The sequence below is a fragment of the Reyranella sp. genome (assembly GCF_004297265.1).
GTDB lineage: Bacteria > Pseudomonadota > Alphaproteobacteria > Reyranellales > Reyranellaceae > Reyranella.
The window spans coordinates 153,665-178,968 of record NZ_SCUT01000028.1 but is presented as its reverse complement, the minus strand read 5'-3'; the positions used below and the strand labels follow the sequence as shown (position 1 = coordinate 178,968).

The following is a 25,304-nucleotide window of genomic DNA, read 5'->3' as shown; positions in this document are numbered from 1 at the left end:
GGCGCATAGACGATCAGCGACCACAGCGCCATGAACCACATCATCGCCGAGAACTTCATGCGCTCGGCGAAGGCGCCGGCGATCAGGGCCGGCGTGATGATGGCGAAGGTGAGCTGGAAGCACATGAAGACGGTCTCGGGGATCGTCTTGGCGAGGTCGTGCACGCCGTCGAGCGTCAGGCCCGCCATGAAGATGCGGCTGAGGCCGCCGATGATCGAGCTGCCCGGCGTGAAGGCCAGGCTGTAGCCGACGATCAGCCAGAGCACGGAGATCATGCAGGTGATGGCGAAGCTCTGCATCACCGTCGACAGCACGTTCTTCTTGCGGACCATGCCGCCGTAGAACAGGGCGAGGCCGGGAATGGTCATCATCAGCACGAGTGCCGTCGAGGTCAGCATCCACGCCGTATCGCCGGTATCGAGCTTGGGTGCCGCAGCAGCAGCCGCCGGAGCGGCGGCCGGCGCGGCGGCCTGGGCCAGCGCCAGCGCCGGCAGGAGCAGCACCGCGGCCGCCCCCGCGCCGGCAAGCACCGAGTTGGTCTTGAACTTCATCGTTGTCCCCTGGTTCTCGAGTTGATTGTGGTGTCGGATCACAGCGCTTCGATGCCGGACTCGCCGGTGCGGATGCGGATCGCCTGCTCGACCGGCATGACGAACACCTTGCCGTCGCCGATCTTGCCGGTGCCGGCCGCCTTGCGGATGGTCTCGACCGCGCGCTCGACCATGGTGTCGTCGATCACGACTTCGATCTTTACCTTCGGCAGGAAGCTCACGGCGTACTCTGCGCCGCGATAGATTTCGGTCTGGCCTTTCTGCCGACCGAACCCCTTCACTTCACTCACGGTCAATCCCTGGATGCCGAGCGACGTCAGGGCGTCCCTGACCTCGTCCAGCTTGAAGGGCTTGAAGATTGCCACGATCATTTTCATTTGCGCTGTCCTCCAACGGGCGGTGCGCCCGCCCCCAAACTTCAATTCGACGTGAGCAAGGGGCGTGCCAAAACACGCAAAACAAGTTGCACCCTCGTTTGGCACGCCCCTTGCTGGGATTGGGGCGGAAACAAGTCATAAGTCTTTGGGGGTGGTCGTGTTGCTTAAAAAAACCGCTGTTCTGGCTACTACGCTGATCACATTCTGTGCAGCCAGCGCTGCCTATGCACAGGGCACACCAAATCCGCAGACCGTATCGGTCACGCAGGATCAGCAGACGGCTCAGGGTACGCCCGATGCGGCGACCACGCCCGCGGCACCGGAGAAGGAGACCTGGAAGGCTCCGTTCGGCGGCAACTTCACCGCCGGCTTCGCCGTCCTCAACGACTATTCCTATCGCGGCATCTCGCAGACCCAGCGCCAGGTCGCCGTCCAGGTCGCCCTCGGCTATGAAACTCCCACAGTCAGCGAGAAGATCCCCCTCAGCGCCTATGTCGGCGCCTGGGGCTCCAACGTGAACTTCCCCGGCACCGGCACGACCGCCGAGATCGACCTTCTCACCGGCCTCAAGCTCAAGCTCCTCGACGACAAGCTCACCTTCGACCTCGGCTACATCCGCTACAACTACCTCAGCGCCCCGTCGAACCTGTTCTACGACTTCAGCGAGTTCGGCCTCGTCGCCGGATACGATTTCGGCGTCGCTCAGGTCAGCGCCGCCGTCCGCTACAGCCCCAACTTCTTCGCCAACTCCGGCAATGCCTGGTACAAGTGGGCCTCCGTCACCGTTCCCCTGCCGTTCCTCTACGTCAACGAAAACATCGCCTTCAAGGCCTTCGGCACCATCGGCAACCAATACGTCGAGCGCAACATCAACTACGGCATCCCCAACGACAACTACTGGGACTGGCAGCTCGGCCTCGTCGTCTCCGTCTACGGCTTCGACCTCTCCGCCGTCTACACAGGCACAAACCTCAGCGTTCAGGACTGCCTCGGCACACAGAACTGCGCCAGCCGCGTCATCCTCGGCATCGCAAAGGCGTTCTGAGTCTGCTATCCGGCGCGGCCGCATCCTGGGCCGCGTCGCTTTGACCATAGAGGGTTGCCGCCCTTCGGGGCGGCTGCCATCTATGGCCGATGGATAGTCGTCCTTCCGGCAGCATTCCCTTCGACCTCGCCATCGTAGGCGCGGGCCTCAACGGCAGCCTTCTCGCCCTGGCGGCCGGCGAAGCGGGCCTTTCGACCGCCCTCATCGACCGCGTGCCGCTCGCCACGCTGGCCCAGCCGAGCTTCGACGGCCGCACCACCGCTATCTCCTTCACGAGCCAGCGCCTGTTCGCGGCGCTCGGCGTCTGGGACGATGTGGCCTCCGAAGCCGAGCCGATCCGCGACATCCGGATCTCCGATGCCGGCCATGACGGGCGGGCGAGCCCGCTCTTCCTCCACTTCGACCATCGCGAAGCCGCCGAAGACGGTGAAACTGCGGAGCCGATGGGCTGGATCGTCGAGAACCGGTTCCTCCGCGCGGCCCTGCTGCGCCGGCTCGCCACCTGCCCCAAGGTCGACCTCGTCTCGCCCGACGAGGTGGTCGAGAGCGAGCGCGGGCCGGATCGAGCAGGTCTGGTGCTGAAGAGCGGCCGGCGCCTCGCCGCCCGCCTGCTCGCCTCGGCCGAGGGCCGGCTCGGCTCGATGCGGGAGGAAGCGGGAATCGGCGCGCGCAACTGGTCCTACAACCAGATCGCGATCGTCCTGGTGGCCCACCATGCCGAGCCGCATCGCGGCGTCGCCCAGGAAAAGTTCCTGCCCAGCGGTCCCTTCGCCATCCTGCCGATGACGGACGGCCCCGCGGGCGAGCATCGCTCGTCGATCGTGTGGACCGAACGGTCCGACCTCGCGCGCCGCCTGCTCGAACTCGACGAACCGCGCTTCCAGGCGGAGTTCGCGCGGCGCTTCGGCGATCATCTCGGTCCGGTCGCGGCGGTGGGACCGCGCTGGTCCTATCCGCTGCGCCTCGTCCATGCCGAGCGCTACGTCGATACGCGCCTGGTGCTGGTGGGCGATGCCGCGCACGGCATCCATCCCATTGCGGGCCAGGGCTACAATCTCGGCGTTCGCGACATCGCGGCGCTGGTCGAGGTGCTGATCGACGCCAAGCGGCTCGGCCTCGATGTCGGCGCGCCCGACACGCTGGAGCGCTATGCGCAATGGCGCCGGGCGGACAACCTCACCATGGTCGCCGCCACCGACCTGCTGAACCGCCTGTTCTCGAACGATATCGCGCCACTGCGGCTGGCCCGTGACATGGGGCTCGCCGCCGTGAACCGCGTGCCGGCGCTGCGCAAGTTCTTCGTCCGCCACGCGATGGGCCTGGTCGGCGACCTGCCCAAGCTGCTCCAGGGCGAGCGGCCCTGACTCGTGACGTGAAGACGTTGGAAACGGCGCGACTGCGGTTGCGCCCGCGCACAATTCAAGATCTCGACGAGATCATGGCGATGGACACGAATCCAGAGGTTCGGCGCTATTTCACCGGCCCGTTCGATCCAGTCGCGCACCGGAACGACGTTCAGGCCAACATCCACAATGGTGCAAAGCCCGGCGAATGGCGCTGGGTGATCGAATGGCTGGGCAGCCCCGGATTCCTCGGCCAATGCGGCGTGCGAGCCTCGCATCTTCCCGACGTGAGCGAACTCAGCTGGCGGCTCGTGCCATCGGCATGGGGTCAGGGGATCGCGAGCGAGGCCGGCGCGGCCATGATTGGCTACTTGCGCGGCGAGGCCGGCATCGGGCCGCTCACGGCTTTGATTCATCCCGACAACGCCGCGTCGCTGACCGTCGCGCGCAAGCTTGGACTGAGGCCAGCGGGCGAAACGATCGCCTGGAATGCCCGCCAGATCATCTATCGGTTGGATTGACCCGGCTGAACGGCCTGACTGGACTCCGGGCTCTCGCCACCCTATCTCAAGGGCCAATTTCAGGGACATTTCCATGGCCACTTCCCAGACATCGGCACAGGTTCCCGTCACCGTGCTGACCGGCTATCTCGGCGCCGGCAAGACCACCCTTCTCAATCGCATCCTGAGCGAGCAGCACGGCAAGAAATACGCCGTCATCGTGAACGAGTTCGGCGAGCTGGGCGTCGACAACGACCTCGTGGTGAATGCCGACGAGGAAGTCTTCGAGATGAACAACGGCTGCATCTGCTGCACCGTGCGCGGCGACCTGATCCGCATCATCGAAGGCCTGATGAAGCGTAAGGACAAGTTCGACGGCATCCTGGTCGAGACGACCGGCCTCGCCGATCCCGGCCCCGTCGCGCAGACCTTCTTCACCGACGACGACGTGAAGGCCAGGACGCGGCTCGACGCCATCGTCACCGTGATCGACGCCAAGCACTTCTTCGGCCAGCTCGAACAGGGCAGCGAGGCCGAGCAGCAGGTGGCTTTCGCCGACGTGATCCTGCTCAACAAGACGGACCTGGTGAGCGCGGAAGAGCTCAGGAAGGTCGAGGACAGGATCCGCGGCATCAACCGCTACGCCCGCATCTTCCACACGCAGAAGAGCCAGGTCGAACTCGACGCCATCCTCGACAAGGGCGCGTTCGATCTCGGCCGCATCCTCGAGTTCGAGCCCGACTTCCTGCACAGCGGCCACGACCATCATCACGAGGATGAGGTCCGCAGTCTGTCGATCACCGCCGACCGGCCGGTCGATCCCGACCGGTTCCAGAAGTGGATGGGCGCGCTGCTGCAGATCAAGGGCGGCGACATCTTCCGCAGCAAGGGCATCCTCGCCATCGACGGCGCGCCGCGCCGCTACGTCTACCAGGGCGTCCATATGATGATGGACAGCGCCTGGGGCACGCCGTGGAAGGAGGGCGAGACGCGGTCGAGCAAGCTGGTCTTCATCGGCCGCAACCTCGACGGCGACAATCTTCAACGCGGCTTCGAAGAGTGCCTGAAGTAATCCTGTGAAGATCGATCTCGCCAATCCGGCCTGGCAGCAGACCCTGCCGCCGGCCCGCTCCCTCGCGACCGACGCGCCCGTCGCCGCCTGCGCCTTCAACCGCGACGGCACGACCGTGGCCTTCGCGCTGGGTGACGGCCAGGTCCGCCTCCTGCCCGCTGACATCAAGACACCGCCACCCGAGGCGGCGGCTCCGCTGCACAAAGGCGTCGTGCTGTCGCTGGTCGGCGATCCAACAAGCGATGGCTTCGTGAGCGGCGGCGACGACGGCCGCGTCCTGCGCATCGCCGCCGACGGCACGGCAACCGAGCTGCTGGCGCAGAAGGGCAAGTGGATCGAGCATCTCGTCGCCCACAAGACGGGCGCGGTCGCCGCGTCGGCCGGCAAGGCCATGTTCCTGTTCCGCGACGGCGAGGTCCGCGAGTTCGGCCCGCATCCGAGCACGGTGGCTGGCCTCGATTTCAGCAAGGACGGCAGCCGCGTCGCCTGCGCGCATTACGGTGGCATCACCGTGTGGAGCCTGAGCAAGGACGTCGCCCTGCCGCCGCGCCGCTTCGCCTGGCAGGGCAGTCACGTGGCGCTGCGCTGGAGCACCGACGGCAAGTTCATCGCCACCGGCACGCAGGAGAACGACATCCATGTCTGGCGCGTGGCACAGGCCACCGACATGCGCATGCAGGGCTACCCCGCCAAGGTGAAGTCGCTGTCCTGGACCGCCGACGCGCGCTTCCTCTACACATCCTCGCAGCCGGTCTTCACCGCTTGGCCGTTCTCCGGCAAGGGCCCCGAAGGCAAGCCGCCGCTGCAGTTCGGCGACGAGGGCGCCGGCCTCATGACCGTGGTCGCCGCCCATCCGGTCGAAGGGTTCGTGGCCGGCGGCTACGATTCGGGCGAGCTGCAGCTCGGCGACATCCGGACCAGGCGCTCGGTCGTGCTGAAGATGGCCGACGGCGCGGCGATCACCTGCCTCGCCTGGTCCCCGGATGGATTCAAGCTGGCCGTCGGCAACGACCGCGGCGATCTGCTGACGGTCGATCTGCGGCGCTGAACTCTCCTCCCCATTCAAATGGGAGGTGGCGACGTCTTACGTCGCCGGAGGGGTCATGCATGACCCCATCGCCCTCGTGAGACGAGGGCACTTCCCCCGCTGACGGGGGAAGAAAGGAATCCTACCCCCGCCGCACCAGCACGCGGTGCGAGATCAGGCAGAGGATGCCGGCAATGCCCATCGCGGTCGTCATCGGCGCGATGGTGCCGTCGAAGGTCTGCCCGACGATGGCGCCGAAGATCGCGCCGGCCCCGAACGTCATGACGCCCATCAGCGACGACGCCGTGCCCGCCATGTGCGGGTAGCGCTGCATGGCCATCGCCGTCGAATTGGGCGCGATCAGGCTCAGCGTCGCGATCTGGAAGACCAGGCAGACCAGGAACGGCCACAGGCCGATCGTGCCGTAGCGTGCCTCGATCCAGCCCATGACCATCGCCGCCGTGCCGGACACGGCCGGAACGATCACCGCGACGCGCAGGATGCGCCCGGCTCCCAGGAGGCGCACGAACCGCGCATTCAACAGGCTGCCGATGGTCATGAAGATCACCATGCCGCCGAACACCACGCCGTAGAAGCGGGGCGAGATCCCGTAGCGCTCGATGAAGACGAACGGCGATCCCGAGATGTACGAGAACAGGGCGGCGAACATGAAGGACGAGGTCAGGGCGTAGCCCATGAAGGTGCGCGTGGTGAGCAGCTCGCCGAACCGCTTCAGGATCTGGGTGAAGACCAGCGGCTGGCGATACTCCGGCTTCAACGTCTCGGGCAGCTGGAACCACGCGACGAGGAAGGCGACCACACCGGCCAACGCCAACACCCAGAAGATGGCGCGCCAGCCGGCAAACCACATCACCTGGCCACCGATCACGGGCGCCAGCATCGGCGCGATGGAGGTGCAGGCCATCATGAGCGACATGGCGCGCGCGGCGTGATCCTTTTCGGCGAGGTCGCGTACCATCGTGCGCGCCAGCACGACGCCGCCGCAGGCGGCGAGGCCCTGCAGGAAACGCAGCCCGATGAGCTGGCCGGCCGCCGCCGCAAACGCACAGCCGATACTGGCCAGCACGTAGACCACCAGGCCGATCAGGATGACCGGGCGGCGGCCGAACCGGTCGCCGGCGGGGCCATAGAAGACCTGCCCCACGCCGAAGGCGATCATGAAGGCCGACAGCGTGAGCTGGACGTCGCCGGCCGAGGATTGGAGGTCGACCGCGATCACCGGCAGGGCCGGCAGGTACATGTCGATCGAAAGCGGGGTGAAGGCCGACAACAGCGCCAGCACCGCGAGGAGGAGCGGTGTCAGCGTCGGACGAGTCGTGGTGTTCATTGCGCGGTGGCTCTACAGGCATCCATGGCGTGCCGCCATGCTATAAGCGGACCATGACATCGCTGCCTGCCCTGTCGGAAACGCAGATCCGCCGTTACGCGCGACATATCGTGCTGGCGGAGATCGGCGGCATCGGCCAATCGAAGCTGATTGCAGCGAAAGTCCTGGTCGTCGGCGCCGGCGGCCTCGGCGCACCTCTCCTGCAGTATCTCGCCGCCGCCGGGATCGGCACCTTGGGGGTGATCGACCATGACAGGGTCGACCTCTCGAACCTGCAGCGCCAGGTGATTCACCGTACATCCGACGTGGGTGTTTCCAAGGTCGAAAGCGCACGGCGCGCGCTGGAAGAGATCAATCCGGAAGTGCGTGTGCGGCCCCATGACGAGCGCCTCACGGCGGACAATGCCGAACGCATCGTGTCGGGCTACGACATCGTTGCCGACGGCAGCGACAACTTCGCCACGCGCTATCTGCTGAACGACGTCTGCTACGGGCTGCGCAAGACGCTGGTCTCGGCGGCGATCCTGCGCTTCGACGGCCAGATCTCGACCTACAAGGCGTGGCAGGGCGCAGGCCATCCCTGCCTGCGCTGCCTCTTCCCCGAGGCGCCGTCCGAAGACGCCGTGCCGAGTTGCGCCCAGGCCGGCGTGCTGGGCGCGCTGGCCGGCACCCTCGGGACCCTGCAGGCCACCGAGGTGGTGAAGGAGATCCTGGGCGTCGGCCGCTCGCTTTCGGGATCGCTCCTGATGTACGACGCGCTCAATGCCTCCTTCGAGACGCTGGCGGTGACCAAGCGGGCCGGCTGCCCGACCTGCGGCGACGCGTCGGGGCCGCTTGCATGAGCGAGGGCGGCGTCTCGGTCATCCTGCGCTCCGACGACTATGAGAGCGTCCATTACGGCCTGGCGCTGGCGGCGGCCGCGCTGGCCGTCAACAAGCCGGCCGTCCTGTTCTTCACCATGGGTGGCATCCGCGCCCTGCAGGGCTCTCCGCCCGCGCTGCGCGACTGGGAGCGCGACGCCCTCAATCGACAGCGCGGCGTCGGCGACTTCGAGACGCTGCTGCAGGCCTGCATCGAGCTTGGCGCGCGCATGATCGTGTGCGAAATGGGCCTGCGGTCGCTCGACATCGATCGCGCGAGCCTGCGGGCCGACGTCCCGTTCACGGTCGCCGGCATCGTGACCTTGCTGGAAGAGACCAAGCCGGGCATGCACCTGGTATCACTGTGATCCTGTGGGAGACTTCATGACATCCGCCCCCTTCGACGTGCTGGGAATCGGCAACGCCATCGTCGACGTCATCGCCCGCTCCGACGAAGCCTTCCTCAGCCAGCACGGCCTGGTGAAGGGCAGCATGATGCTGATCGACGAGGCGCGCGCCGAGCAGCTCTACGACGGCATGGGACCCGGCATCGAGGTGTCCGGCGGCTCCTGCGGCAACACGATGGCCGGCATCGCCTCGTTCGGCGGCAAAGGCGCCTATATCGGCAAGGTGCGCGACGACCAGCTCGGCAAGGTGTTCGGCCACGACCTCAAGGCGACCGGCGTGTCCTTCGCGACGCAGGCCGCGACGGAGGGCCCGGCGACGGCGCGCTGCCTGATCCTGGTGACGCCCGACGCCCAGCGGACCATGAACACCTATCTCGGCGCGTGCACGGGTCTTGGGCCGGCCGATATCGATGCCAAGCTCGTCGCCTCGGCCCAGGTCACCTATGTCGAGGGCTATCTCTGGGATGCGCCGGCCGCCAAGCAGGCGGTGCTCAAGGCCTTCGACGCCGCCCGTGCCGCCGGCCGCAAGGTCTCGATCACGCTCTCGGATTCCTTCTGCGTCCATCGCTATCGCGAGGAGTTCCGCGATCTGGTCCGCAACAAGGTCGACATCCTGTTCGCCAACGAGGCCGAGATCAAAGCGCTCTACGAGGTCGAGACCTTCGAGCAGGCGCTGGCCGAAGTGCGCAAGGAAGCCAAGATCGCCGCCCTCACGCGCAGCGAGAAGGGCTCGGTCGTGGTCAAGGGCAGCGAGACCTACGAGGTCCCGGCGGCGCCGGTCTCGAAGGTCGTGGACACGACCGGTGCCGGCGATCTCTATGCCGCGGGCTTCCTGTTCGGCTTCACCCACGGCAAGCCGCTGGCCGAGTGCGCACGGCTGGGCGGCATCGCCGCGGCCGAGGTGATCTCCCATGTGGGCGCTCGTCCGGAACAGGCGCTGAAGGGCCTGATTTGAGCGCTGACGCCCCGGCGAAAGGATGGCGGGAGTCGCTTGCGACCTACCGTCATCCGCGCGTCGTCCAGTTCCTGTTCCTCGGCTTCTCGGCCGGCCTGCCTTTCCTGCTGGTCTTCTCGACCCTGTCGGCGTGGCTGCGCGAGTACGGCATCAGCCGCACCGCCATCGGCTTCATCAGCTGGATCGGCATCACCTACTCCTTCAAGTTCGTCTGGTCGCCGGTCGTCGATCGCGTGCCGCTGCCGTTGCTGACACGCTGGCTGGGCCGCCGGCGTTCCTGGATGCTGCTGGCCCAGTGCGGGATCGCGGGCGGCCTGCTCGCCATGGCGTTCTGCGACCCGCGCACCGACCTCTGGTGGATGGTCGTTTTCGCACTGGTCGTCGCCTTCTCCTCGGCCACCCAGGACATCGCCCTCGACGCCTGCCGCATCGAGGCGACAGATGCGAGCCTGCAGGGGGCGACGGCCGCGACCTACCAGCTCGGCTATCGCATCGCCGTCCTCGCCGCCGGCGCGGGCGCCCTCTACGTGGCGCAGTTCGTCTCCTGGAGGGCCGCCTACCAGTCCATGGCGGCGCTCGGCCTCGTCGGCATCCTGACGACGCTCCTGATCTCGGAACCGGAGCGGCGCGCCACTGCCGGCACGACCGAACTCGAAGGCAAGGTGGCCGCCTTCGCCGCGGGTCTCGGGACCATGCCCGGCTGGGCCCGGCAGGCGCTGATCTTCGTCTATGGCGCGATCGTCTGCCCGTTCGTCGATTTCTTCGCGCGTTTTCGCTGGATGGCCGTCCTGCTGCTGCTGTTCATCGGCCTGTTCAGGCTGTCGGACATCGCCATGGGCGTCATGGCCAACCCGTTCTACATCGACATGGGTTTCAGCAAGGACCAGATCGCCGACGTCTCCAAGATCTACGGGTTCGTCATGACGATCCTGGGCGCGCTGCTGGGTGGCGCGCTGGTCTTCCGCATCGGCGCGGCGCGGCTACTGATGCCGGCGGTATTCCTGATCGCGGCCAGCAATCTCACATTCTCGTGGCTCGCCTGGGTCGGCCAGCCCGACCTGCTGATCCTCACCGTCGCCATCAGCGTCGACAACCTGGTGGGCGGCATGTCGGGCTCGATCTTCATCGCCTTCCTGTCGGGCCTGACCAACACGGCCTATACGGCGACGCAGTACGCACTCTTCACCTCGATCATGACCCTCCCCGGCAAGCTGCTCGGCGGCTCCTCGGGATGGGTCGTCGACAGGCTGCAGGAAGAATTCTCCGCCACGCACAAGTTCGGCGGCTACGCGATCTTCTTCATCTACACGGCGCTGCTCGGCTTGCCCGCGCTCGTGCTCGCGGCAATCGTCCGCCGTCACTTCGAAAAAGAAACCCCTCCTTCCTGACGGAAGGAGGGGCTAGTGACGCGGCTGCGGTTGTCGTCTCCGAGCCGGGGAACCGGCCCGTTCCGGGGAGCGGGGCGTGGGATGCCTGCAAGGAACGGGCACGCCCTGTCTAGGCGCCCGACGCTACAAAACCATGACCGGACGTGTGGAAAACCCGATGGCACAACCGGCCTGGCCGGCCGTACCGGATCAGCCGGGCGTCGAATCGAGGGCGTAGCCGGCGGCGCGGACGGTGCGGATCACGTCGGTATGATTGTCGCCGTTCAGGGCGATGCGCAGGCGCCGGATGTGGACGTCGACGGTGCGGGCCTCGACATAGACGTCCTTCCCCCACACCGAATCGAGGAGCTGCTCGCGCGAGAAGACGCGGCCGGGATGCTCCATGAAGTGGCGCAGCAGGCGGAACTCGGTGGGGCCGAGATGCAGCGGCTTGCCGCCGCGCGTCACGCGATGCGCCACCAGGTCCATGACGATGTCGGCGTAGGACAGCGCCTCGTCGGCCAGCGCCGGGCGGATGCGCCGCAGCACGGCGCGGATTCGCGCGATCAGCTCGGTGGGCGAGAAGGGCTTCGGCACGTAGTCGTCGGCGCCGGCGTCGAGGCCGCGCACGCGGTCGCCCTCCTCCCCGCGCGCCGTCAGCATGATGATCGGCACGTTGGCGGTCGACGTCTGGCGGCGCAGCTGGCGGCAGACCTCGATGCCCGACATCAGGGGCAGCATCCAGTCCAGAAGGATGAGGTCGGGCACGTCCTCCTGCACGGCGCGCAGCGCCTCCTCGCCGTCATAGGCGACGGCGACCTTGAAGCCCGACTGCTCGAGATTGTAGCGCAGCAGCTCGACCAGCGCCGTCTCGTCCTCGACGATCAGGACATGAGGCCTCATGGACGAGGTTGGCGCGTCGCGACGGACGGGAGTCGTGGCCACCATGCTCACGGTGTGCCGCCCGCAGCGTAGATCGCCCCGCTGCCCTTCGGCCGCGCCTCGTCGAAGCCGCGGCCTGTCGTGCGGAAGCTCACCAGCTCGGCGATGTTGGTGACGTGGTCGCCGGCCCGTTCGATGTTCTTGGCCATGAACAGCAGGTGCGTGCACGCGGTGATCGTGCGCGGATCCTCCATCATGTAGGTGAGCAGCTCGCGGAACAGGCCGGTGTAGACCTGGTCGATCTCCTCGTCGCGTTCCCACACGTCGTGCGCCTTGACGACGTCGCCGTGGGCGAAGGCGTCGAGGACGTCCTTGAGGGCGGTGCGCACCAGGCGGCCCAGCCGGTCGATGCCGGCGACCGCCGAGGCCGGTGGCGTCATCTGGGCCAGCACGATGCTGCGCTTGGCCGTGTTCTTGGCATAGTCGGCGATGCGCTCGAGGGCAGCGGCGATCTTGATCGACGACAGGATGACGCGCAGGTCGACGGCCATTGGCTGGCGCAGCGCCAGCAGGCGCACGGTCTGCTCCTGCACCGCCTCGTCGAGCGCGTCGACGCGCGGATCCTCGACGATCACCTTCTCGGCGATCTCCGTGTCGCGTTCGCGCAGGGCCCGCAGTGCCTGCGCGAACTGGCTTTCGGCAAGGCCGCCCATTTCGCTGATCGTGGCGCTCAGCCGCTCCAGCTCCTCGTCGAACCGCTTCAGGGTATGTTCGGGCATGATCTGTCCCTTCTTCTCGTTCTCGTGGCCGTTCAGCCGAATCGGCCGGTGATGTAGGCCTGGGTGCGCTTGTCGGTCGGCGTGGTGAACAACGTGGCCGTCGCCCCGAACTCGACCAGCTCGCCCAGGTACATGAAGGCGGTGAAGTCGGAGACGCGGGCGGCCTGCTGCATGTTGTGGGTCACGATCACGATCGTGTAGTCCTGCTTCAGCTCGTCGATCAGCTCCTCGATCTTCGCTGTCGAGATCGGATCGAGCGCCGAGCACGGCTCGTCGAACAGGATGACCTCGGGCTTCACCGCGACTGTGCGGGCGATACAGAGGCGCTGCTGCTGGCCGCCCGACAGGCTCTGGCCGCTGGCGCTCAGCTTGTCCTTGACCTCGTCCCACAGCGCGCCGCGGCGCAGCGCGTGCTCGACCCGGCCGTCGAGCTCCGACTTCGGCAGGTTCTCGTAGAGCCGGATGCCGAAGGCGATGTTCTCGTAGATCGACATCGGGAACGGCGTCGGCTTCTGGAACACCATGCCGATGCGCGCGCGCAGCAGGTTGATGTCCTGGCCGTCTCGCAGGAGGTTGTCGCCGTCGAACATCACGTCGCCGGTGGCACGCTGGCCGGGATAGAGGTCGTACATCCGGTTCAGGATGCGCAGCAGGGTCGACTTGCCGCAGCCCGAGGGTCCGATGAACGCCGTCGCCTTGTTGGCGTAGAGCGACATGGTGATGCCCTTCAGTGCACGGCTGTCGCCGTAGAAGAACTCGAGATTCTTGATCGAGATCTTGGGCGTGAGCTTCGAGACGTCGAGCTTGGCGTGCGTCGCGACAGGAACGGCGACGCTGGGCGTCTCCGTGGATTGCATGGACATCAGGATTTCCTCGCGGAGGTGAGCGAACGGGCCAGGATGCTGAGACCCAGGACGGTGACGGTGATCAGGAGCGCGCCGGTCCAGGCGAGCTTCTGCCATTCGGCATAGGGCGACAGGGCGAACTGGAAGATGACCACCGGCAGGCTGGGCATCGGCGCACTCATGTCCATGCTGAAGAACTGGTTGTTCAGGGCGGTGAACAGGAGCGGGGCCGTCTCGCCGCTGATGCGGGCAATGGCCAGCAGGATGCCGGTGACGATGCCCGCCTGCGCCGCGCGATAGGCGATGCGGACGATCATGTGGGCGCGTGGCAGGCCGATCGAGGCGGCGGCCTCGCGCAGCGTGTCGGGCACCAGTGTCAGCATGTCCTCGGTCGTGCGGACCACGACGGGGATCACGATGACCGCGAGCGCGACCGCACCGGCCCATCCCGAGAAATGGCCCATCGGCGCCACCAGGATCTCGTAGACGAACAGGCCGATCACGATCGACGGTGCGCTGAGCAGGATGTCGTTGATGAATCGCACGACGCTCGAGAGCTTGTCGTGACGGCCATACTCCGCGAGATAGGTGCCGGCCAGGACGCCGATCGGCGTGCCGATCACTACCGCCAGCAAGGTCATCACGATGCTGCCCATGATGGCGTTGAGCAGGCCGCCAGCGGCGCCCGGCGGCGGCGTGTTCTCGGTGAACACCGAGAGCGAGAGCCCGCCGATGCCCTGGTAGAGCAGGACGCCGAGGATCAGGACCAGCCAGCCCAGGCCGAAGATCGTTGCGGCGAGCGCCAGGCCCTTGGCGATGGCGTTGCGGCGACGGCGGCCGGCATAGAGCGGGCTGTCCAGGGCGGCCGTCTTGGATGCAGTGATGGCCATGGCTTTACCTCCCCTGCCGCTGCAGGCGGAGCAGCATGTAGCGCGCGATCGCCAGCACGATGAAGGTGATGAAGAAGAGGATGAGGCCCAACGCGATCAGCGACGAGGTGTAGAGGTCGCCGACCGCCTCGGTGAATTCGTTGGCGATCGAGGCGGAGATCGTCGTGCCGGGCGCGAACAGCGAGGCCGAGACGTGATGGGCGTTGCCGATCACGAAAGTGACAGCCATCGTCTCGCCCAGCGCGCGGCCGAGACCCAGCATGAAGCCGCCGATGACGCCCACGCGCGTGAAGGGCAGGACGACGTAGCGGAACACTTCCCAGGTCGTGCAGCCGACGCCGTAGGCGGCTTCCTTGAGAACCGGCGGCACCGCGTCGAACACGTCGCGCGAGATCGAGGTCACGAAGGGCAGCACCATGATCGCCAGGATGAGCCCGGCGGTGAACATGCCGATGCCATAGGGCGGGCCCGCGAACAGGGTCGACAGGACCGGTACGTTCTCGAACGCGCCGATGAAGAAGGGCTGCACGTATTGCTGGAGGAACGGCGCGAACACGAACAGGCCCCAGATGCCGTAGATGATGCTGGGGATGCCGGCGAGCAGCTCGATGGCAATGCCGATCGGGCGGCGCAGCACCTTCGGACAGAGCTCGGTGAGGAAGAAGGCGACCATCAGGCCGACCGGCACCGCGATCAGCATGGCGATGAAGGACGTGACCAGGGTGCCGAAGATCGGCGCCAGTGCACCGAACCGCTCGGTCACCGGGTTCCAGGATTCGTCGAACAGGAAGCCGAAGCCGAAGGTGCCGAGCGCCGGCGCCGCGCCGACGATGAGGGCGATGATGACGCCGCTCAGCAGGGCGAGCACGGCGAGCGAGGCGCCGCGCGTGAGCCCGTGGAATATCGAGTCTGTCAGTCTCAGGCGTCGCAGCACGGCTGCCCGTGAGGCAGATGCCGCCGCCGGCGCGCTGGCGCCCTTTAGTGCAACTTCACTCACGTCCCGTTCCCCCGAAGCCATTCAACTCCCCAAGAATTGAGGGGCGGGTGTCGCCACCCGCCCCGTCACGATCCTAGTTGGTCGGCGAGTAGAGCGGCTTGCCGTCCGCGCTCTTGATCTCGGCCTGCCACATCTTCTGGATGTCCCCCACGACGTTGGCCGGCATCGGCACGTAGTCGAGCTCCTCGGCGGCCTTGGCGCCCTTGGCATAGGACCAAGCGAAGAACTTCAGCGCCTCGGCGGTCTCGGCGGCCTTCTCCGGCTTCTTGTAGAGCAGGATCCAGGTGGCGGCGGTCATCGGCCAGGACTGGTCGCCGGGCTGGTTGGCGAGGATCACACCGTAGCCGGGCTGCGACTTCCAGTCGGCGTTGGCGGCGGCAGCCTGGAAGGTGGCCGAGGTCGGCTCGACCGTCTTGCCGGCCTTGTTGACCATCTTGGTGTGGATCAGCTTGTTCTGCTTGGCGTAGGCGTACTCGACATAGCCGATCGAGCCCTTGGTCTGCGCCACGTTGCCGGCAACACCTTCGTTGCCCTTGGCGCCGATGCCCACCGGCCACTGCAGCGCCGTGCTGACGCCGACCTTCGTCTTCCAGTCCGGGCTCACGTCGGCCAGGTAGTAGGCGAAGTTATAGGTCGTGCCCGACCCGTCCGAACGGCGCACCGGGACGATGGCCTGCTTCGGCAGCTTGGTGTTCGGATTGAGCTTGACGATCGCGGCATCGTCCCAGCTCTTGATCTCGCCGAGGTAGATCTTGGCGACGGTCGGGCCGTCGAGGGTGAGCTCACCCGGCTTGATGCCTTCGAGGTTCACGACGGGGACGATGGCGCCCATCACCATCGGGAACTGCGCGAGGCCGGACTCGTCGAGGTCCTTGCCCGAGAGCGGCGCGTCGGTGGCGCCGAAGGTCACGGTCTTGGCCTTGATCTGCTTGATCCCGCCGCCCGAGCCGATCGACTGATAGTTGAGACCGTTGCCGGTCTCCTTCTTGTAGCTGTCGGCCCACTTGGCATAGATCGGATAGGGGAAGGTGGCGCCGGCGCCGGAGATGTCGATGGCATAGGCGGCCGCCGGGGACAGTGCGAAAGCTGTCGCGAGGACGATCTTGGTAAGGTTCACGGGGTTTCTCCTTCGGTGAATTTCGAAGCGCCCGTCATCTAGGAGCCGCAGGTCTCCTTGATATGACGAATATATGACAATCCGGTTACAGGCGCGGCCTCCGGGACAGGATGCCCCTCGGCCCAAGGTGATTATTTGATCCAAATCAACGGGTTTGCGGCCGGGCCGCAGGGCCGGCATTCCGTCACATTAATTTAACGCCGTGCCCTCGGAACGGTAACGCAGCCCCACGAAGGTGCGCCTCTTTCGAGAGCACCCCGATGTCGTCCACCCCCCTGATCGCGCGCCGCCAGCGATGGCTTTCCGTCCTCGCAAAGGCGCCCGGGACGCGGCTCGCTTCCCTCTGGCAGGTGCTCGGGCCGACTCCTCCCTACACCGTCCTCCGCCGTCCCGAGATCGGGCTGGTGATGGTGCAGGGCCGCATCTCCGGCACCGGCGCCCCCTTCTGCGCGGGCGAGATGACGGTGACGCGCGCCGCCGTGCGTCTCGACAGCGGCGAGATGGGCTTCGGCTATGTCCGGGGCCGCGATACGCGGCATGCCGAGATCGCCGCCGCCATCGATGCACTCAGCCAGCGCGCCGAATGGGCCGACAGGCTCGAAGCCGCGATCGTGACCCCGCTTGCCGACGAAGCCGAGGCCCGGCATCGCCTGATCGCCGCGCGCGCCGCCGCCACCCGGGTGGATTTCTTCACCGTTGCCCGCGAGGGCGGCGCATGACCATGACTTTCCTCGCCCCCGGCTTCGCCGATCCGTCGCACGATGCGCAGCGCCTGTTCCGCGGCGTGCTCGATGCCTTTTCCCATCCCGGCCGCATCGTCGAGCTGCGCGATGCGCCGGCCGGCCCGGGCACGCTCAGCATCGCCGCGATCGGTTTCCTGCTGACCTTCGCCGATCGCGAGACGCCGCTTTGGCTCGAGGCCGGGGTCGACAAGCAGGAGGTCCGCGACTTCCTGCGCTTCCACGCCGGTGCGCCGATCGTCCAGGCGCGCGAGGCCGCGACCTTCGGCGTCATCGTCGCCGGCGGCGGCGAGCCCTTCGCCGGCTTCGCCATCGGCACCGATACCTATCCCGACCGCGCCGCCACCCTGGTGATCGAAGTGCCGGCGCTCGATGGCGGCCGGTCCACGATCTGGCGGGGACCCGGTATCGACGGAGAGGTCCGCGTCGCGATCGACGGGCTGGGCGACGGCTTTTGGCCGGCCTGGTCCGCCAACCACGCTCTCATTCCCTGCGGCGTCGACCTCGTCTTCGCCTGCGGATCCCGACTCATCGCGCTGCCGCGCAGCATCGCCGTGGAGGCCTGACCATGTATGTCGCGGTCAAGGGCGGCGAGACCGCCATCGCCCATTCGCTGGATCTCGTGGCCGACAAGCGCCGTGGCGACCGCGACGTCTCCGAGCTGTCACTCGAACAAATCGACCAGCAGCTCGGCCTCGCCGTCGACCGCGTCATGACGGAAGGCTCCTGCTACGACCGCAGCCTCGCGGCGCTCGCCATCAAGCAGGCGCGCGGCGACCTGATCGAGGCGATCTTCCTGCTGCGCGCCTATCGCACCACCCTGCCCCGCTTCGGCGCGTCGGAGCCGCTCGACACCACCCGCATGGTGGCGGAGCGACGCATCTCCTCGACCTTCAAGGACGTGCCGGGCGGGCAGGTGCTGGGTCCCACCTACGACTACACCCACCGCCTGCTGGACTTCTCGCTGGCCGCTGCCGGCGAACGTCCCGAAGCGCCGACCGCGCCGGCCGATGCCACGCACGCCCTGCCGAGGGTCGGCGACATCCTGCAGCGCGACGGCCTGCTCGAACCGCCGCCGTCCCGGCTCGACGGCGAAGCGGGCGACCTGACGCGCGAGCCGCTGGTGCTGCCGGCCGACCGGCCGCTGCGGCTGCAGAACCTGGCGCGCGGCGACGAGGGTTTCCTGCTGGCGCTGGGCTATTCGACGCAGCGCGGCTACGGCAACAACCATCCCTTCGTCGGCGAGATCCGCTACGGCCACGTGCCGGTGTCGTTCGTGCCCGAGGAGCTGGGCTTCGCCATCGAGATCGGCGAGATCGAAGTGACCGAGTGCGACATGGTCAACCAGTTCGCCGGATCGCACGAGGTGCCGCCGCAGTTCACGCGCGGCTATGGCCTCGCCTTCGGACATGTCGAGCGCAAGGCGATGGCCATGGCCCTCGTGGATCGTGCGCTGCGGGCCGATGAGCTGGGCGAGGCCGTGACCTCGCCCGCCCAGGACGAGGAATTCGTGCTGGCCCACAGTGACAATGTCGAGGCCTCGGGCTTCGTGCAGCACCTCAAGCTGCCGCACTATGTCGATTTCCAGTCCGAACTCGTGGTGGTGCGGGCGCTGCGCGCCGAGGTCGAGAAACGCCTCGAGCAGGCCGCCCTTGCCCAGGCGGCGGAGTGAACCATGCCTGACACGACGATCCAGGACACGCTCCCGCAGGACGGTGCGTACAACTACGCCTATCTCGACGAGCAGACCAAGCGGATGATCCGCCGCGCCATCCTGAAAGCCGTGGCGGTGCCGGGCTATCAGGTGCCGTTCGGCGGCCGCGAGATGCCGCTGCCCTATGGCTGGGGCACCGGCGGCATCCAGGTGACCGCCGCCCTCATCGGTCGCGACGACACGTTGAAGGTGATCGACCAGGGCGCCGACGACACGACCAACGCCGTTTCGATCCGCCGGTTCTTCGCCAGGGTGGCCCAGGTCGCCACGACGACGCATACCGGGGAGGCCACCATCATCCAGACGCGGCACCGCGTGCCCGAGACGCCGCTCACCGATGGCCAGATCCTGGTCTTCCAGGTGCCGATCCCCGAGCCGCTGCGCATGCTCGAGCCGCGCGAGACCGAGACGCGCACTTTGCACGCGCTGTCGGAATACGGCGTCATGCAGGTGAGCCTCTACGAGAGCATCGCCCGCCACGGCCGCATCGCCAAGACCTACAACTATCCGGTGATGGTGAACGGGCGCTACATCATGAGCCCCTCGCCGATCCCGAAGTTCGACAATCCCAAGCTCGACCGCAGCCCCGCGCTGCAGCTCTACGGTGCGGGCCGCGAGAAGCGCATCTACGCCGTGCCGCCGCACACGCCGGTGAAGAGCCTCGATTTCGACGACCATCCGTTCGAGATCGAGACCTGGACCGAGAGCTGCGCGCTCTGCGGCTCGACGGAGAGCTTCCTCGACGAGATGATCGTCGACGACGATGGCAAGCGCCTGTTCGTCTGCTCCGACACCGACTATTGCGAGAGCCGGCGATGAGCGGTCCAGTCCTCTCCGCCTACCGTGTCACCAAGCGCTTCGGCGGCCGCAACGCCTGCCGCGACGTGAGCTTCGACCTGTGGCCCGGCGAGGTGCTGGGCATCGTGGGCGAGTCGGGCTCGGGCAAGACGACACTCCTCAATTGCCTGGCCGGCCGTCTCGTCCCCGACGGCGGGTCCGTTGCCTACGAGACCAGGTCCGCCGGCATCGTGGACGTGCACCACCTCTCCGAGGCACGACGCCGGCTGCTGGCGCGGACCGAATGGGGCTTCGTGAACCAGGACGCCCGCGAGGGACTGCGCATGGGCGTCAGCGCCGGCGCCAACATCGGCGAGCGGCTGATGGCCGTGGGCGCGCGGCACTATAGCGAGATCCGCGGCCAGGCGATCGACTGGATGGCGCGGGTCGAGATCGATGCCGACCGCCTCGATGACCGGCCCACGACCTATTCCGGCGGCATGCGCCAGCGCCTGCAGATCGCCCGCAACCTGGTGAGCAATCCACGGCTGGTGTTCATGGACGAGCCGACCGGCGGCCTCGACGTCTCGGTGCAGGCCCGCATCCTCGACCTGCTGCGTGGTCTCGTCGAAGGATTGCACCTGTCGGCGGTGCTGGTGACCCACGATCTCGGTGTCGCGCGGCTACTGACGCACCGGCTGATGGTGATGCAGGGCGGCACGGTCGTGGAGCAGGGTCTCACCGACCAGGTGCTCGACGATCCGCAGCATCCCTACACCCAGATGCTCGTCGCCTCGATCCTGCCGGTGTAACGGATATGACCTCCTCCCAACCCGCCCTGCGCGTCTCGAACCTCAGCAAGTCATTCACCGTCCATGCCCAGGGCGGTCTGGCGCTGCCCGTACTGCGCGACGTGTCGCTGGCGGTGTCGCCCGGCGAATGCCTGGCGCTGGTCGGCCCGTCGGGCGCCGGCAAGAGCACCTTGCTGCGCTCGCTCTACGGCAACTATCGCGCCGACAGTGGCTCGATCCGCGTACGCCAGGACGAGACCTGGACCGAGCTGGTCGGCGCCGAGCCGCGCACCGTGCTCGACGTGCGTCACCGCACGCTGGGTTTCGTCAGCCAGTTCCTGCGGGTGATCCCGCGGGTCTCGGCCGTCGACGTCGTGGCCGAGCCGCTGCGGCGACGCGGCGCCGATCCCGCCGAGGCACGGCAGCGCGCGGAGTTCCTGCTGGGCATGCTCGGCATTCCGTCGCGGCTGTGGGCGCTGCCGCCCGCGACCTTCTCCGGCGGCGAGCAACAGCGGGTCAACATCGCCCGCTCGCTGGTCGTCGATTATCCGGTCCTGCTGCTCGACGAGCCGACCGCTTCGCTCGACGCCGCCAATCGCGACGGTGTCGTCGAGCTCATCTGCCAGCGCCGCGACGCCGGCGCCGCCATCGTCGGCATCTTCCACGATACCGACGTGCGCGATGCGGTGGCGACCCGGGTGCATGAAGTCATTCCCCCCGCCTCAAGTCCCCCAGCCTCCTTGGCCGGAGTTTCCCCATGAGCCTCGAGACCATCCTGACCAACGCCCGCGTCGTGACCGCCGACGCGGAATTCGACGGCACCGTCGTCGTTCGGGGCGGACGCATCGCCGGGATCGACACCGAGCGTTCCCATGTCACGAGCGCCCTCGATCTCGAAGGCGACTATCTCGTGCCGGGCCTGGTCGAGCTGCACACCGACAACATGGAGAAGCACTTCGCGCCGCGTCCCGGCGTGAAATGGCCGAGCGTGTCGGCCGTGATGGCGCACGACACCCAGGTCAGCGCCGCCGGCATCACGACGGTGTTCGATTCGCTGGCGCTGGGCGACGTCCACGGCAAGTCGGATCGCGTGCAGAATCGCGAGCGCATGATCGAAGCGATCTGCACCGCCAACGACCGGCGCATCACGAGGGCGGAGCACCGCATCCACCTGCGCTGCGAGATCACGGCCGACGATGCCGTCGAGGCCGTCGACAGGTGGATCGACCTGCCCCTTGTTGGCCTGGTGTCGATCAACGACCACACGCCCGGCCAGCGCCAGTTCCTCGATCCGGAGAAGCTGAAGCAATACTACAAGGGCAAGTATTCCATGACCGACGCGCAGTTCGAGGAATTCTCGATCCGCGTCACCGAGCTGCATCATCGCAACGCCGTCAGGCATCGCAGCGAGATCGTGAGTCGCGCCCAGGCCCGCGCCCTGCCGATCGCGAGCCACGACGACGCGACCCATGGCCACGTCCAGGAAGCCGTCGCCAACGGCATGACCATCGCGGAGTTCCCGACCACGCATGAGGCCGCCAGCGCCTCGCGGGACGCCGGCCTCGCCGTGCTGATGGGAGCGCCGAACCTGGTTCTGGGCGGCTCGCATTCCGGCAACATCGCCGCCATCGACCTGCTGCGCGCCGGCCAGGTCGACATCCTGTCGTCGGACTATGTGCCGGCCAGCCTGATGGAGAGCGTGTTCAAACTGCCGTCGTCCGGCATCGGGATCTCGCTCCCGCAGGCCGTGCGGCTGGCGACGCTCAATCCGGCGCGCGCGGTCGGCCTCGGCGATCGCGGCGAGATCGCTCCCGGGCGCCGCGCCGACCTGGTGCGCGTGCGCACGGTCGATGGCGCCGCCGTCGTCCGCGCCGTGTGGCGCGAGGGTGAGCGCGTCGTCTGAACCGGTGACGGTGATGGAAGGATCGCTGGTCTATGTCATGGGTCCGTCCGGCGCCGGCAAGGACTCCGTCCTGGGGCGCGCCCGCGCCTTGCTGGCATCCGAAGCGCCCGTGGTGTTCGCGCATCGCTACATCACCCGGCCAGCCGATAGTGGCGGCGAGAACCATGTCGCGGTGACGCGCGCCGAGTTCGCCGTCCGCCGCGCCCACGGCCTGTTCGCCTATCACTGGACCGCCCATGGCAACGACTACGCCGTCGGCCGCGAAATCCACGACTGGCGGGCCGCCGGCCTGACCGTCGTGGTGAGCGGCTCCCGCGACCATTTCCTGCGGACCGGCGGCCTCGACTCGCAGGTCCGGCCCGTGCTGATCACGGCGCCCGTCGAGCGCCTGCAACAGCGCCTCGCCGGCCGCGGCCGCGAATCGGCCGTCGAGGCAGCGGAGCGGCTGCAACGCGCCGACGCCTACGAGATCGACGACCCGCGCCTGGTGACGATCGTCAACGACGGCACGATCGACGAAGCCGCCGCTTCCTTCGTCAGGCTGCTCGCCAGACTTGAGTGGCCAGGCGCCGCCCTCCGCCGAGCCTGAATCGCGCCAGGACGGTGAAAGGCCGGCCCGGCGCCGGTTGGCGGAAGACGCAAAGGTCGCGCACGGCCAGCGGCCGGCCGACGAAGGCCACGAAGCGCCGGCGCAGCTCGTCGAGGATCACGGCACGCTCGCGCGGCTCCGTCATCCTCCCGGTGAGCGTCAGGTGAAACCGGCCCTGCTCGAGGACATAGGGATAACCCCAGCGCAGCAGCAGGTCTTCCTGCCGCGGCGTCAGGCCGGCCGCACGCCGGCGCGCCAGCTCGGCCTCGCCGGCTGGGCGGCGGAACTCGTCGAACTCCACGACGCACCGATCCGAGAAGTCCTGCAGGGCAGCGCAGCGCTCCGACGGCACCAGCGCCAGGAAATCCTGCAGCTCGGCGAGGGCCACTGCCGGGACGTCGATCTGACGCTCGGTCGCGGCGAGGGTGCCGACCGCCTCGAGGAAATCGCGTTCAGTCGCGCCCTCGACGAGCGCGATCGGCGGCTTCAGCGTGCCGTGGAAACCGTAGAGTCGCGGATCGGCGACGATCTGCGACAGCCGTTCATGGGAAATGCCGCCGATCGGGACGAGGTCGCGCGCCTCGCCCGAGTCCGGGCTGCGACCGAGCCACCGGCTGGCGGCCACGGCCAGCGCTTCCTCCGCCCGCGGCGCGTAGTAGAGCGCGTAGCGGGGCAGTTCCGGGGACGGATCGCTCATTTCCCTATCCCTGCGCGCCGGCCGATCATGGCGAAGCGGAGCTGGTTCGAGACGATATCGATGGCAGCGACGGTGACCAGGATCATCAGGATGATGAACGATGTCTGCTGCAGCTCCAGCGTCCGGATCGCCTCGGCGAGATGCAGGCCGATGCCGCCGGCACCGACGATGCCGATGATGGTGGCCGAGCGGGTGTTGGACTCGAAGTAGTAGAGAACCTGGCTCGCCAGCACGGGGAAGACCTCGGGCAGAATACCGAAGCGGATGCCCATGAAATGGCTGCCGCCGGCCGAGGCGATACCTTCCACCGGCTTGCGGTCGGCGGCCTCGATCGCTTCCGAGAAGAGCTTGCCGAAGCTGCCGATGTCGGAGGTCATGATGGCGAGCGCCCCGGCAAAGGGACCCAGTCCCACGACGTTGATCCAGATCAGCGCCCAGATGAGGATGTCCACGCTGCGGATCGTGTCGAGCGAGCGCCGGGCGAGGAAGCGGACGATGCGCTGTGCCGTGACGTTTCGGGCGGCGAGCAGACCGACCGGCAGGGCGAGGATCGCCGCCGACAGGGTCCCGAGCAAGGCAATGGCCACCGTCTCGATCAGCGCCATGCCATAGGCACGGGCATGCGCCCACGATCCGGGATCGGGCGGCAGCATCAGGCCGGCAATCTCGGCCAGCCGGCCCATCCCCGACAGCAGCTTGCCGTCGAAGAAGCCCAGCCTCTCCATGCCGAACAGGAGGAGAGCGAACATCCCGGTTGCGACGGCGACCACGGGCAGACGCTCGGCGCCAAAGCGCCGGAAATGCTCGGGATAGCGATCGCGCACGGCGTCCATCAGTTCTTCCCTTCGAGACCGATCAGCCGATGCCGCAGCAAGGAAGTCAGACTGTCGATGATTGCCACGGTGAGCAAAATCATCACCAGGATGGCGGAGACGTCGGAATAGTAGAACTTGCGGATCGCTTCGATCAGGTCCTGGCCGATGCCGCCGGCACCGACGAAGCCCATGACGGCGGCACCGCGCACGTTGATCTCGAAGCGCAGCAGCGCGTAGCTTGCGAAATTGGACAGCACCTGCGGCAGCGCGCCAAAGCGCATCGCGACGTGCCAGGGCGCACCCGTCGACGACACGCCCTCGACCGGCTTCATGTCAATGTTCTCGACGACCTCGGCGAACAGCTTGCCGAGCGCCCCCAGCGTATGGATGGCGACCGCCAGCACGCCCGCCATGGGACCGAGGCCGAAGGCGATCACGAACAGCAGGGCAAAGACCAGTTCCGGCACGGTGCGGCAGAGTTCGCAGAAGCGACGCACGACCAGGCGCACCCAGCGCGCCGGCGCGACGTTTGCCGCTCCCAGGAAGGCGAGGCACGAGGCCGCCAGCGCGCCCAGCAGCGTGCCGACATAGGCCATCAGCAGGGTCTCCCAGAGCAGCCGAAACCAGCGGCCGAGGCCCCAGAACCATTCGCCGAAATCCGTCCAGACGGGCTGGCCATTCTCGAGATGGAACAGGCGGATGATGTAGCTGGGGAAGCGATGGATGTTCTCGAGGAACTTGACCGGCGACACCTCGGCCGAGATCGACGCAAGCAGCATCGCCGCCGCGACACACGCCACCATCAGCAGCGTGTGCCAGCGACGCGACCGCACCGAGGCGTCGTAGGCCGCCATCAGCGGCCTCAACTGCGCCTCGGGCAGGCGGACGATGTGGGTACTCAAGACAACACGGACAC

28 protein-coding genes and 1 pseudogene are annotated in these 25,304 nt (G+C 67.4%); 17 read left to right on the top strand and 12 right to left on the bottom strand.

Annotated features, from left to right (window positions below):
* Both EPO41_RS13755 and EPO41_RS13750 read right to left on the bottom strand, forming a co-directional pair.
* Positions 1-398 (bottom strand): annotated as a pseudogene (locus tag EPO41_RS13755) (ammonia channel protein); the annotation flags it as partial.
* Between the two features lie 191 nt (positions 399-589).
* Positions 590-928 carry a P-II family nitrogen regulator gene (locus tag EPO41_RS13750; protein ID WP_296325929.1) on the bottom strand — a complete coding sequence of 113 codons (339 nt, stop codon included), beginning with the start codon at positions 926-928 and terminating at the stop codon, positions 590-592.
* A gap of 157 nt (positions 929-1,085) precedes the next feature.
* On the opposite strand from EPO41_RS13750, the gene EPO41_RS13745 reads away from it, so the two are divergent.
* The 5 genes from EPO41_RS13745 to EPO41_RS13725 all read left to right on the top strand — a co-directional run bounded on the left by EPO41_RS13745 (position 1,086) and on the right by EPO41_RS13725 (position 5,936).
* Positions 1,086-1,973 (top strand): TorF family putative porin, encoded by an 888-nt coding sequence (locus tag EPO41_RS13745; protein WP_296325927.1) that lies wholly within the window; start codon positions 1,086-1,088, stop codon positions 1,971-1,973.
* An 89-nt stretch (positions 1,974-2,062) separates the two neighbouring features.
* Complete coding sequence (locus EPO41_RS13740) at positions 2,063-3,337, top strand: UbiH/UbiF/VisC/COQ6 family ubiquinone biosynthesis hydroxylase (protein WP_296325925.1); 1,275 nt, start codon at positions 2,063-2,065, stop codon at positions 3,335-3,337.
* 8 nt (positions 3,338-3,345) lie between these two features.
* Positions 3,346-3,837 (top strand): GNAT family N-acetyltransferase, encoded by a 492-nt coding sequence (locus EPO41_RS13735; RefSeq protein WP_296325924.1) that lies wholly within the window; start codon positions 3,346-3,348, stop codon positions 3,835-3,837.
* A 73-nt stretch (positions 3,838-3,910) separates the two neighbouring features.
* Positions 3,911-4,888: a GTP-binding protein gene (locus EPO41_RS13730; protein WP_296325921.1), complete on the top strand. Its 978-nt coding sequence runs from the start codon at positions 3,911-3,913 to the stop codon at positions 4,886-4,888.
* Positions 4,889-4,892: 4 nt separating this feature from the next.
* Complete coding sequence (locus EPO41_RS13725) at positions 4,893-5,936, top strand: WD40 repeat domain-containing protein (protein WP_296325919.1); 1,044 nt, start codon at positions 4,893-4,895, stop codon at positions 5,934-5,936.
* A 121-nt stretch (positions 5,937-6,057) separates the two neighbouring features.
* Here the strand turns inward: EPO41_RS13725 and EPO41_RS13720 are convergent, their stop codons facing one another.
* On the bottom strand, positions 6,058-7,263 hold the full coding sequence (locus tag EPO41_RS13720; protein WP_296325917.1) for a Bcr/CflA family multidrug efflux MFS transporter: 1,206 nt from the start codon (positions 7,261-7,263) through the stop codon (positions 6,058-6,060).
* Between the two features lie 53 nt (positions 7,264-7,316).
* On the opposite strand from EPO41_RS13720, the gene moeB reads away from it, so the two are divergent.
* Genes moeB through EPO41_RS13700 form a run of 4 tightly spaced genes read left to right on the top strand, consistent with a single transcriptional unit; the run spans position 7,317 to position 10,873 of the window.
* Positions 7,317-8,105: a molybdopterin-synthase adenylyltransferase MoeB gene (moeB, locus tag EPO41_RS13715; RefSeq protein ID WP_296325915.1), complete on the top strand. Its 789-nt coding sequence runs from the start codon at positions 7,317-7,319 to the stop codon at positions 8,103-8,105.
* Entirely contained in the window at positions 8,102-8,491 is a 390-nt protein-coding gene (locus EPO41_RS13710) for a DsrE family protein (protein ID WP_296325913.1), read from the top strand. The genes moeB and EPO41_RS13710 overlap by 4 nt, the downstream gene beginning before the upstream one ends.
* A 16-nt stretch (positions 8,492-8,507) precedes the next feature.
* A complete protein-coding gene (locus tag EPO41_RS13705) occupies positions 8,508-9,485 on the top strand; it encodes an adenosine kinase (RefSeq protein ID WP_296325911.1) in 978 nt (325 codons plus the stop codon).
* Positions 9,482-10,873 carry an MFS transporter gene (locus tag EPO41_RS13700; protein WP_296325910.1) on the top strand — a complete coding sequence of 464 codons (1,392 nt, stop codon included), beginning with the start codon at positions 9,482-9,484 and terminating at the stop codon, positions 10,871-10,873. Before EPO41_RS13705 ends, EPO41_RS13700 begins: the two co-directional genes overlap by 4 nt.
* 189 nt (positions 10,874-11,062) lie before the next feature.
* Here the strand turns inward: EPO41_RS13700 and phoB are convergent, their stop codons facing one another.
* From phoB to pstS, 6 genes are all read right to left on the bottom strand, one after another.
* The gene (phoB, locus tag EPO41_RS13695) at positions 11,063-11,755 is read right to left on the bottom strand and encodes a phosphate regulon transcriptional regulator PhoB (RefSeq protein ID WP_296325908.1); all 693 of its coding nucleotides are present in this window, start codon (positions 11,753-11,755) and stop codon (positions 11,063-11,065) included.
* Positions 11,756-11,802: 47 nt separating this feature from the next.
* Positions 11,803-12,513 carry a phosphate signaling complex protein PhoU gene (gene phoU / locus EPO41_RS13690; RefSeq protein WP_296325906.1) on the bottom strand — a complete coding sequence of 237 codons (711 nt, stop codon included), beginning with the start codon at positions 12,511-12,513 and terminating at the stop codon, positions 11,803-11,805.
* A gap of 32 nt (positions 12,514-12,545) precedes the next feature.
* The gene (gene pstB / locus EPO41_RS13685) at positions 12,546-13,370 is read right to left on the bottom strand and encodes a phosphate ABC transporter ATP-binding protein PstB (RefSeq protein ID WP_296325938.1); all 825 of its coding nucleotides are present in this window, start codon (positions 13,368-13,370) and stop codon (positions 12,546-12,548) included.
* A 5-nt stretch (positions 13,371-13,375) separates the two neighbouring features.
* On the bottom strand, positions 13,376-14,248 hold the full coding sequence (gene pstA, locus EPO41_RS13680) for a phosphate ABC transporter permease PstA (protein WP_296325904.1): 873 nt from the start codon (positions 14,246-14,248) through the stop codon (positions 13,376-13,378).
* A gap of 4 nt (positions 14,249-14,252) precedes the next feature.
* Positions 14,253-15,245 carry a phosphate ABC transporter permease subunit PstC gene (pstC, locus tag EPO41_RS13675; RefSeq protein WP_296325903.1) on the bottom strand — a complete coding sequence of 331 codons (993 nt, stop codon included), beginning with the start codon at positions 15,243-15,245 and terminating at the stop codon, positions 14,253-14,255.
* A 73-nt stretch (positions 15,246-15,318) separates the two neighbouring features.
* The gene (gene pstS / locus EPO41_RS13670) at positions 15,319-16,362 is read right to left on the bottom strand and encodes a phosphate ABC transporter substrate-binding protein PstS (protein WP_296325901.1); all 1,044 of its coding nucleotides are present in this window, start codon (positions 16,360-16,362) and stop codon (positions 15,319-15,321) included.
* A gap of 260 nt (positions 16,363-16,622) precedes the next feature.
* Here pstS and phnG point away from each other — a divergent pair, with 260 nt between their 5' ends.
* From phnG to phnN, 8 genes are read left to right on the top strand one after another with little or no spacing between them, the layout of a single operon-like run.
* Complete coding sequence (gene phnG, locus EPO41_RS13665) at positions 16,623-17,081, top strand: phosphonate C-P lyase system protein PhnG (protein ID WP_296325898.1); 459 nt, start codon at positions 16,623-16,625, stop codon at positions 17,079-17,081.
* Entirely contained in the window at positions 17,078-17,668 is a 591-nt protein-coding gene (gene phnH, locus EPO41_RS13660; protein ID WP_296325896.1) for a phosphonate C-P lyase system protein PhnH, read from the top strand. The genes phnG and phnH overlap by 4 nt, the downstream gene beginning before the upstream one ends.
* Positions 17,669-17,670: 2 nt before the next feature.
* Positions 17,671-18,774, top strand: coding sequence for a carbon-phosphorus lyase complex subunit PhnI (locus EPO41_RS13655; RefSeq protein WP_296325894.1), 1,104 nt, complete (start codon positions 17,671-17,673; stop codon positions 18,772-18,774).
* A gap of 3 nt (positions 18,775-18,777) precedes the next feature.
* A complete protein-coding gene (locus EPO41_RS13650; RefSeq protein ID WP_296325892.1) occupies positions 18,778-19,635 on the top strand; it encodes an alpha-D-ribose 1-methylphosphonate 5-phosphate C-P-lyase PhnJ in 858 nt (285 codons plus the stop codon).
* Positions 19,632-20,405, top strand: a complete 774-nt coding sequence (gene phnK, locus EPO41_RS13645; protein ID WP_296325890.1) for a phosphonate C-P lyase system protein PhnK — start codon at positions 19,632-19,634, stop codon at positions 20,403-20,405. Before EPO41_RS13650 ends, phnK begins: the two co-directional genes overlap by 4 nt.
* Positions 20,406-20,410: 5 nt before the next feature.
* Positions 20,411-21,145: a phosphonate C-P lyase system protein PhnL gene (gene phnL, locus EPO41_RS13640; protein WP_296325888.1), complete on the top strand. Its 735-nt coding sequence runs from the start codon at positions 20,411-20,413 to the stop codon at positions 21,143-21,145.
* Positions 21,142-22,287, top strand: coding sequence for an alpha-D-ribose 1-methylphosphonate 5-triphosphate diphosphatase (locus tag EPO41_RS13635; protein ID WP_296325885.1), 1,146 nt, complete (start codon positions 21,142-21,144; stop codon positions 22,285-22,287). Before phnL ends, EPO41_RS13635 begins: the two co-directional genes overlap by 4 nt.
* Positions 22,271-22,876: a phosphonate metabolism protein/1,5-bisphosphokinase (PRPP-forming) PhnN gene (phnN, locus tag EPO41_RS13630; RefSeq protein WP_296325884.1), complete on the top strand. Its 606-nt coding sequence runs from the start codon at positions 22,271-22,273 to the stop codon at positions 22,874-22,876. The genes EPO41_RS13635 and phnN overlap by 17 nt, the downstream gene beginning before the upstream one ends.
* Here the strand turns inward: phnN and EPO41_RS13625 are convergent.
* Genes EPO41_RS13625 through phnE (EPO41_RS13615) form a run of 3 tightly spaced genes read right to left on the bottom strand, consistent with a single transcriptional unit; the run spans position 22,824 to position 25,290 of the window.
* Positions 22,824-23,573 carry a DUF1045 domain-containing protein gene (locus tag EPO41_RS13625; protein ID WP_296325882.1) on the bottom strand — a complete coding sequence of 250 codons (750 nt, stop codon included), beginning with the start codon at positions 23,571-23,573 and terminating at the stop codon, positions 22,824-22,826. The genes phnN and EPO41_RS13625 overlap by 53 nt on opposite strands.
* Entirely contained in the window at positions 23,570-24,406 is an 837-nt protein-coding gene (gene phnE, locus EPO41_RS13620) for a phosphonate ABC transporter, permease protein PhnE (RefSeq protein ID WP_296325880.1), read from the bottom strand. Before phnE (EPO41_RS13620) ends, EPO41_RS13625 begins: the two co-directional genes overlap by 4 nt.
* Entirely contained in the window at positions 24,406-25,290 is an 885-nt protein-coding gene (gene phnE / locus EPO41_RS13615) for a phosphonate ABC transporter, permease protein PhnE (protein ID WP_296325878.1), read from the bottom strand. Before phnE (EPO41_RS13615) ends, phnE (EPO41_RS13620) begins: the two co-directional genes overlap by 1 nt.
* Between the last annotated feature and the right edge of the window lie 14 nt (positions 25,291-25,304).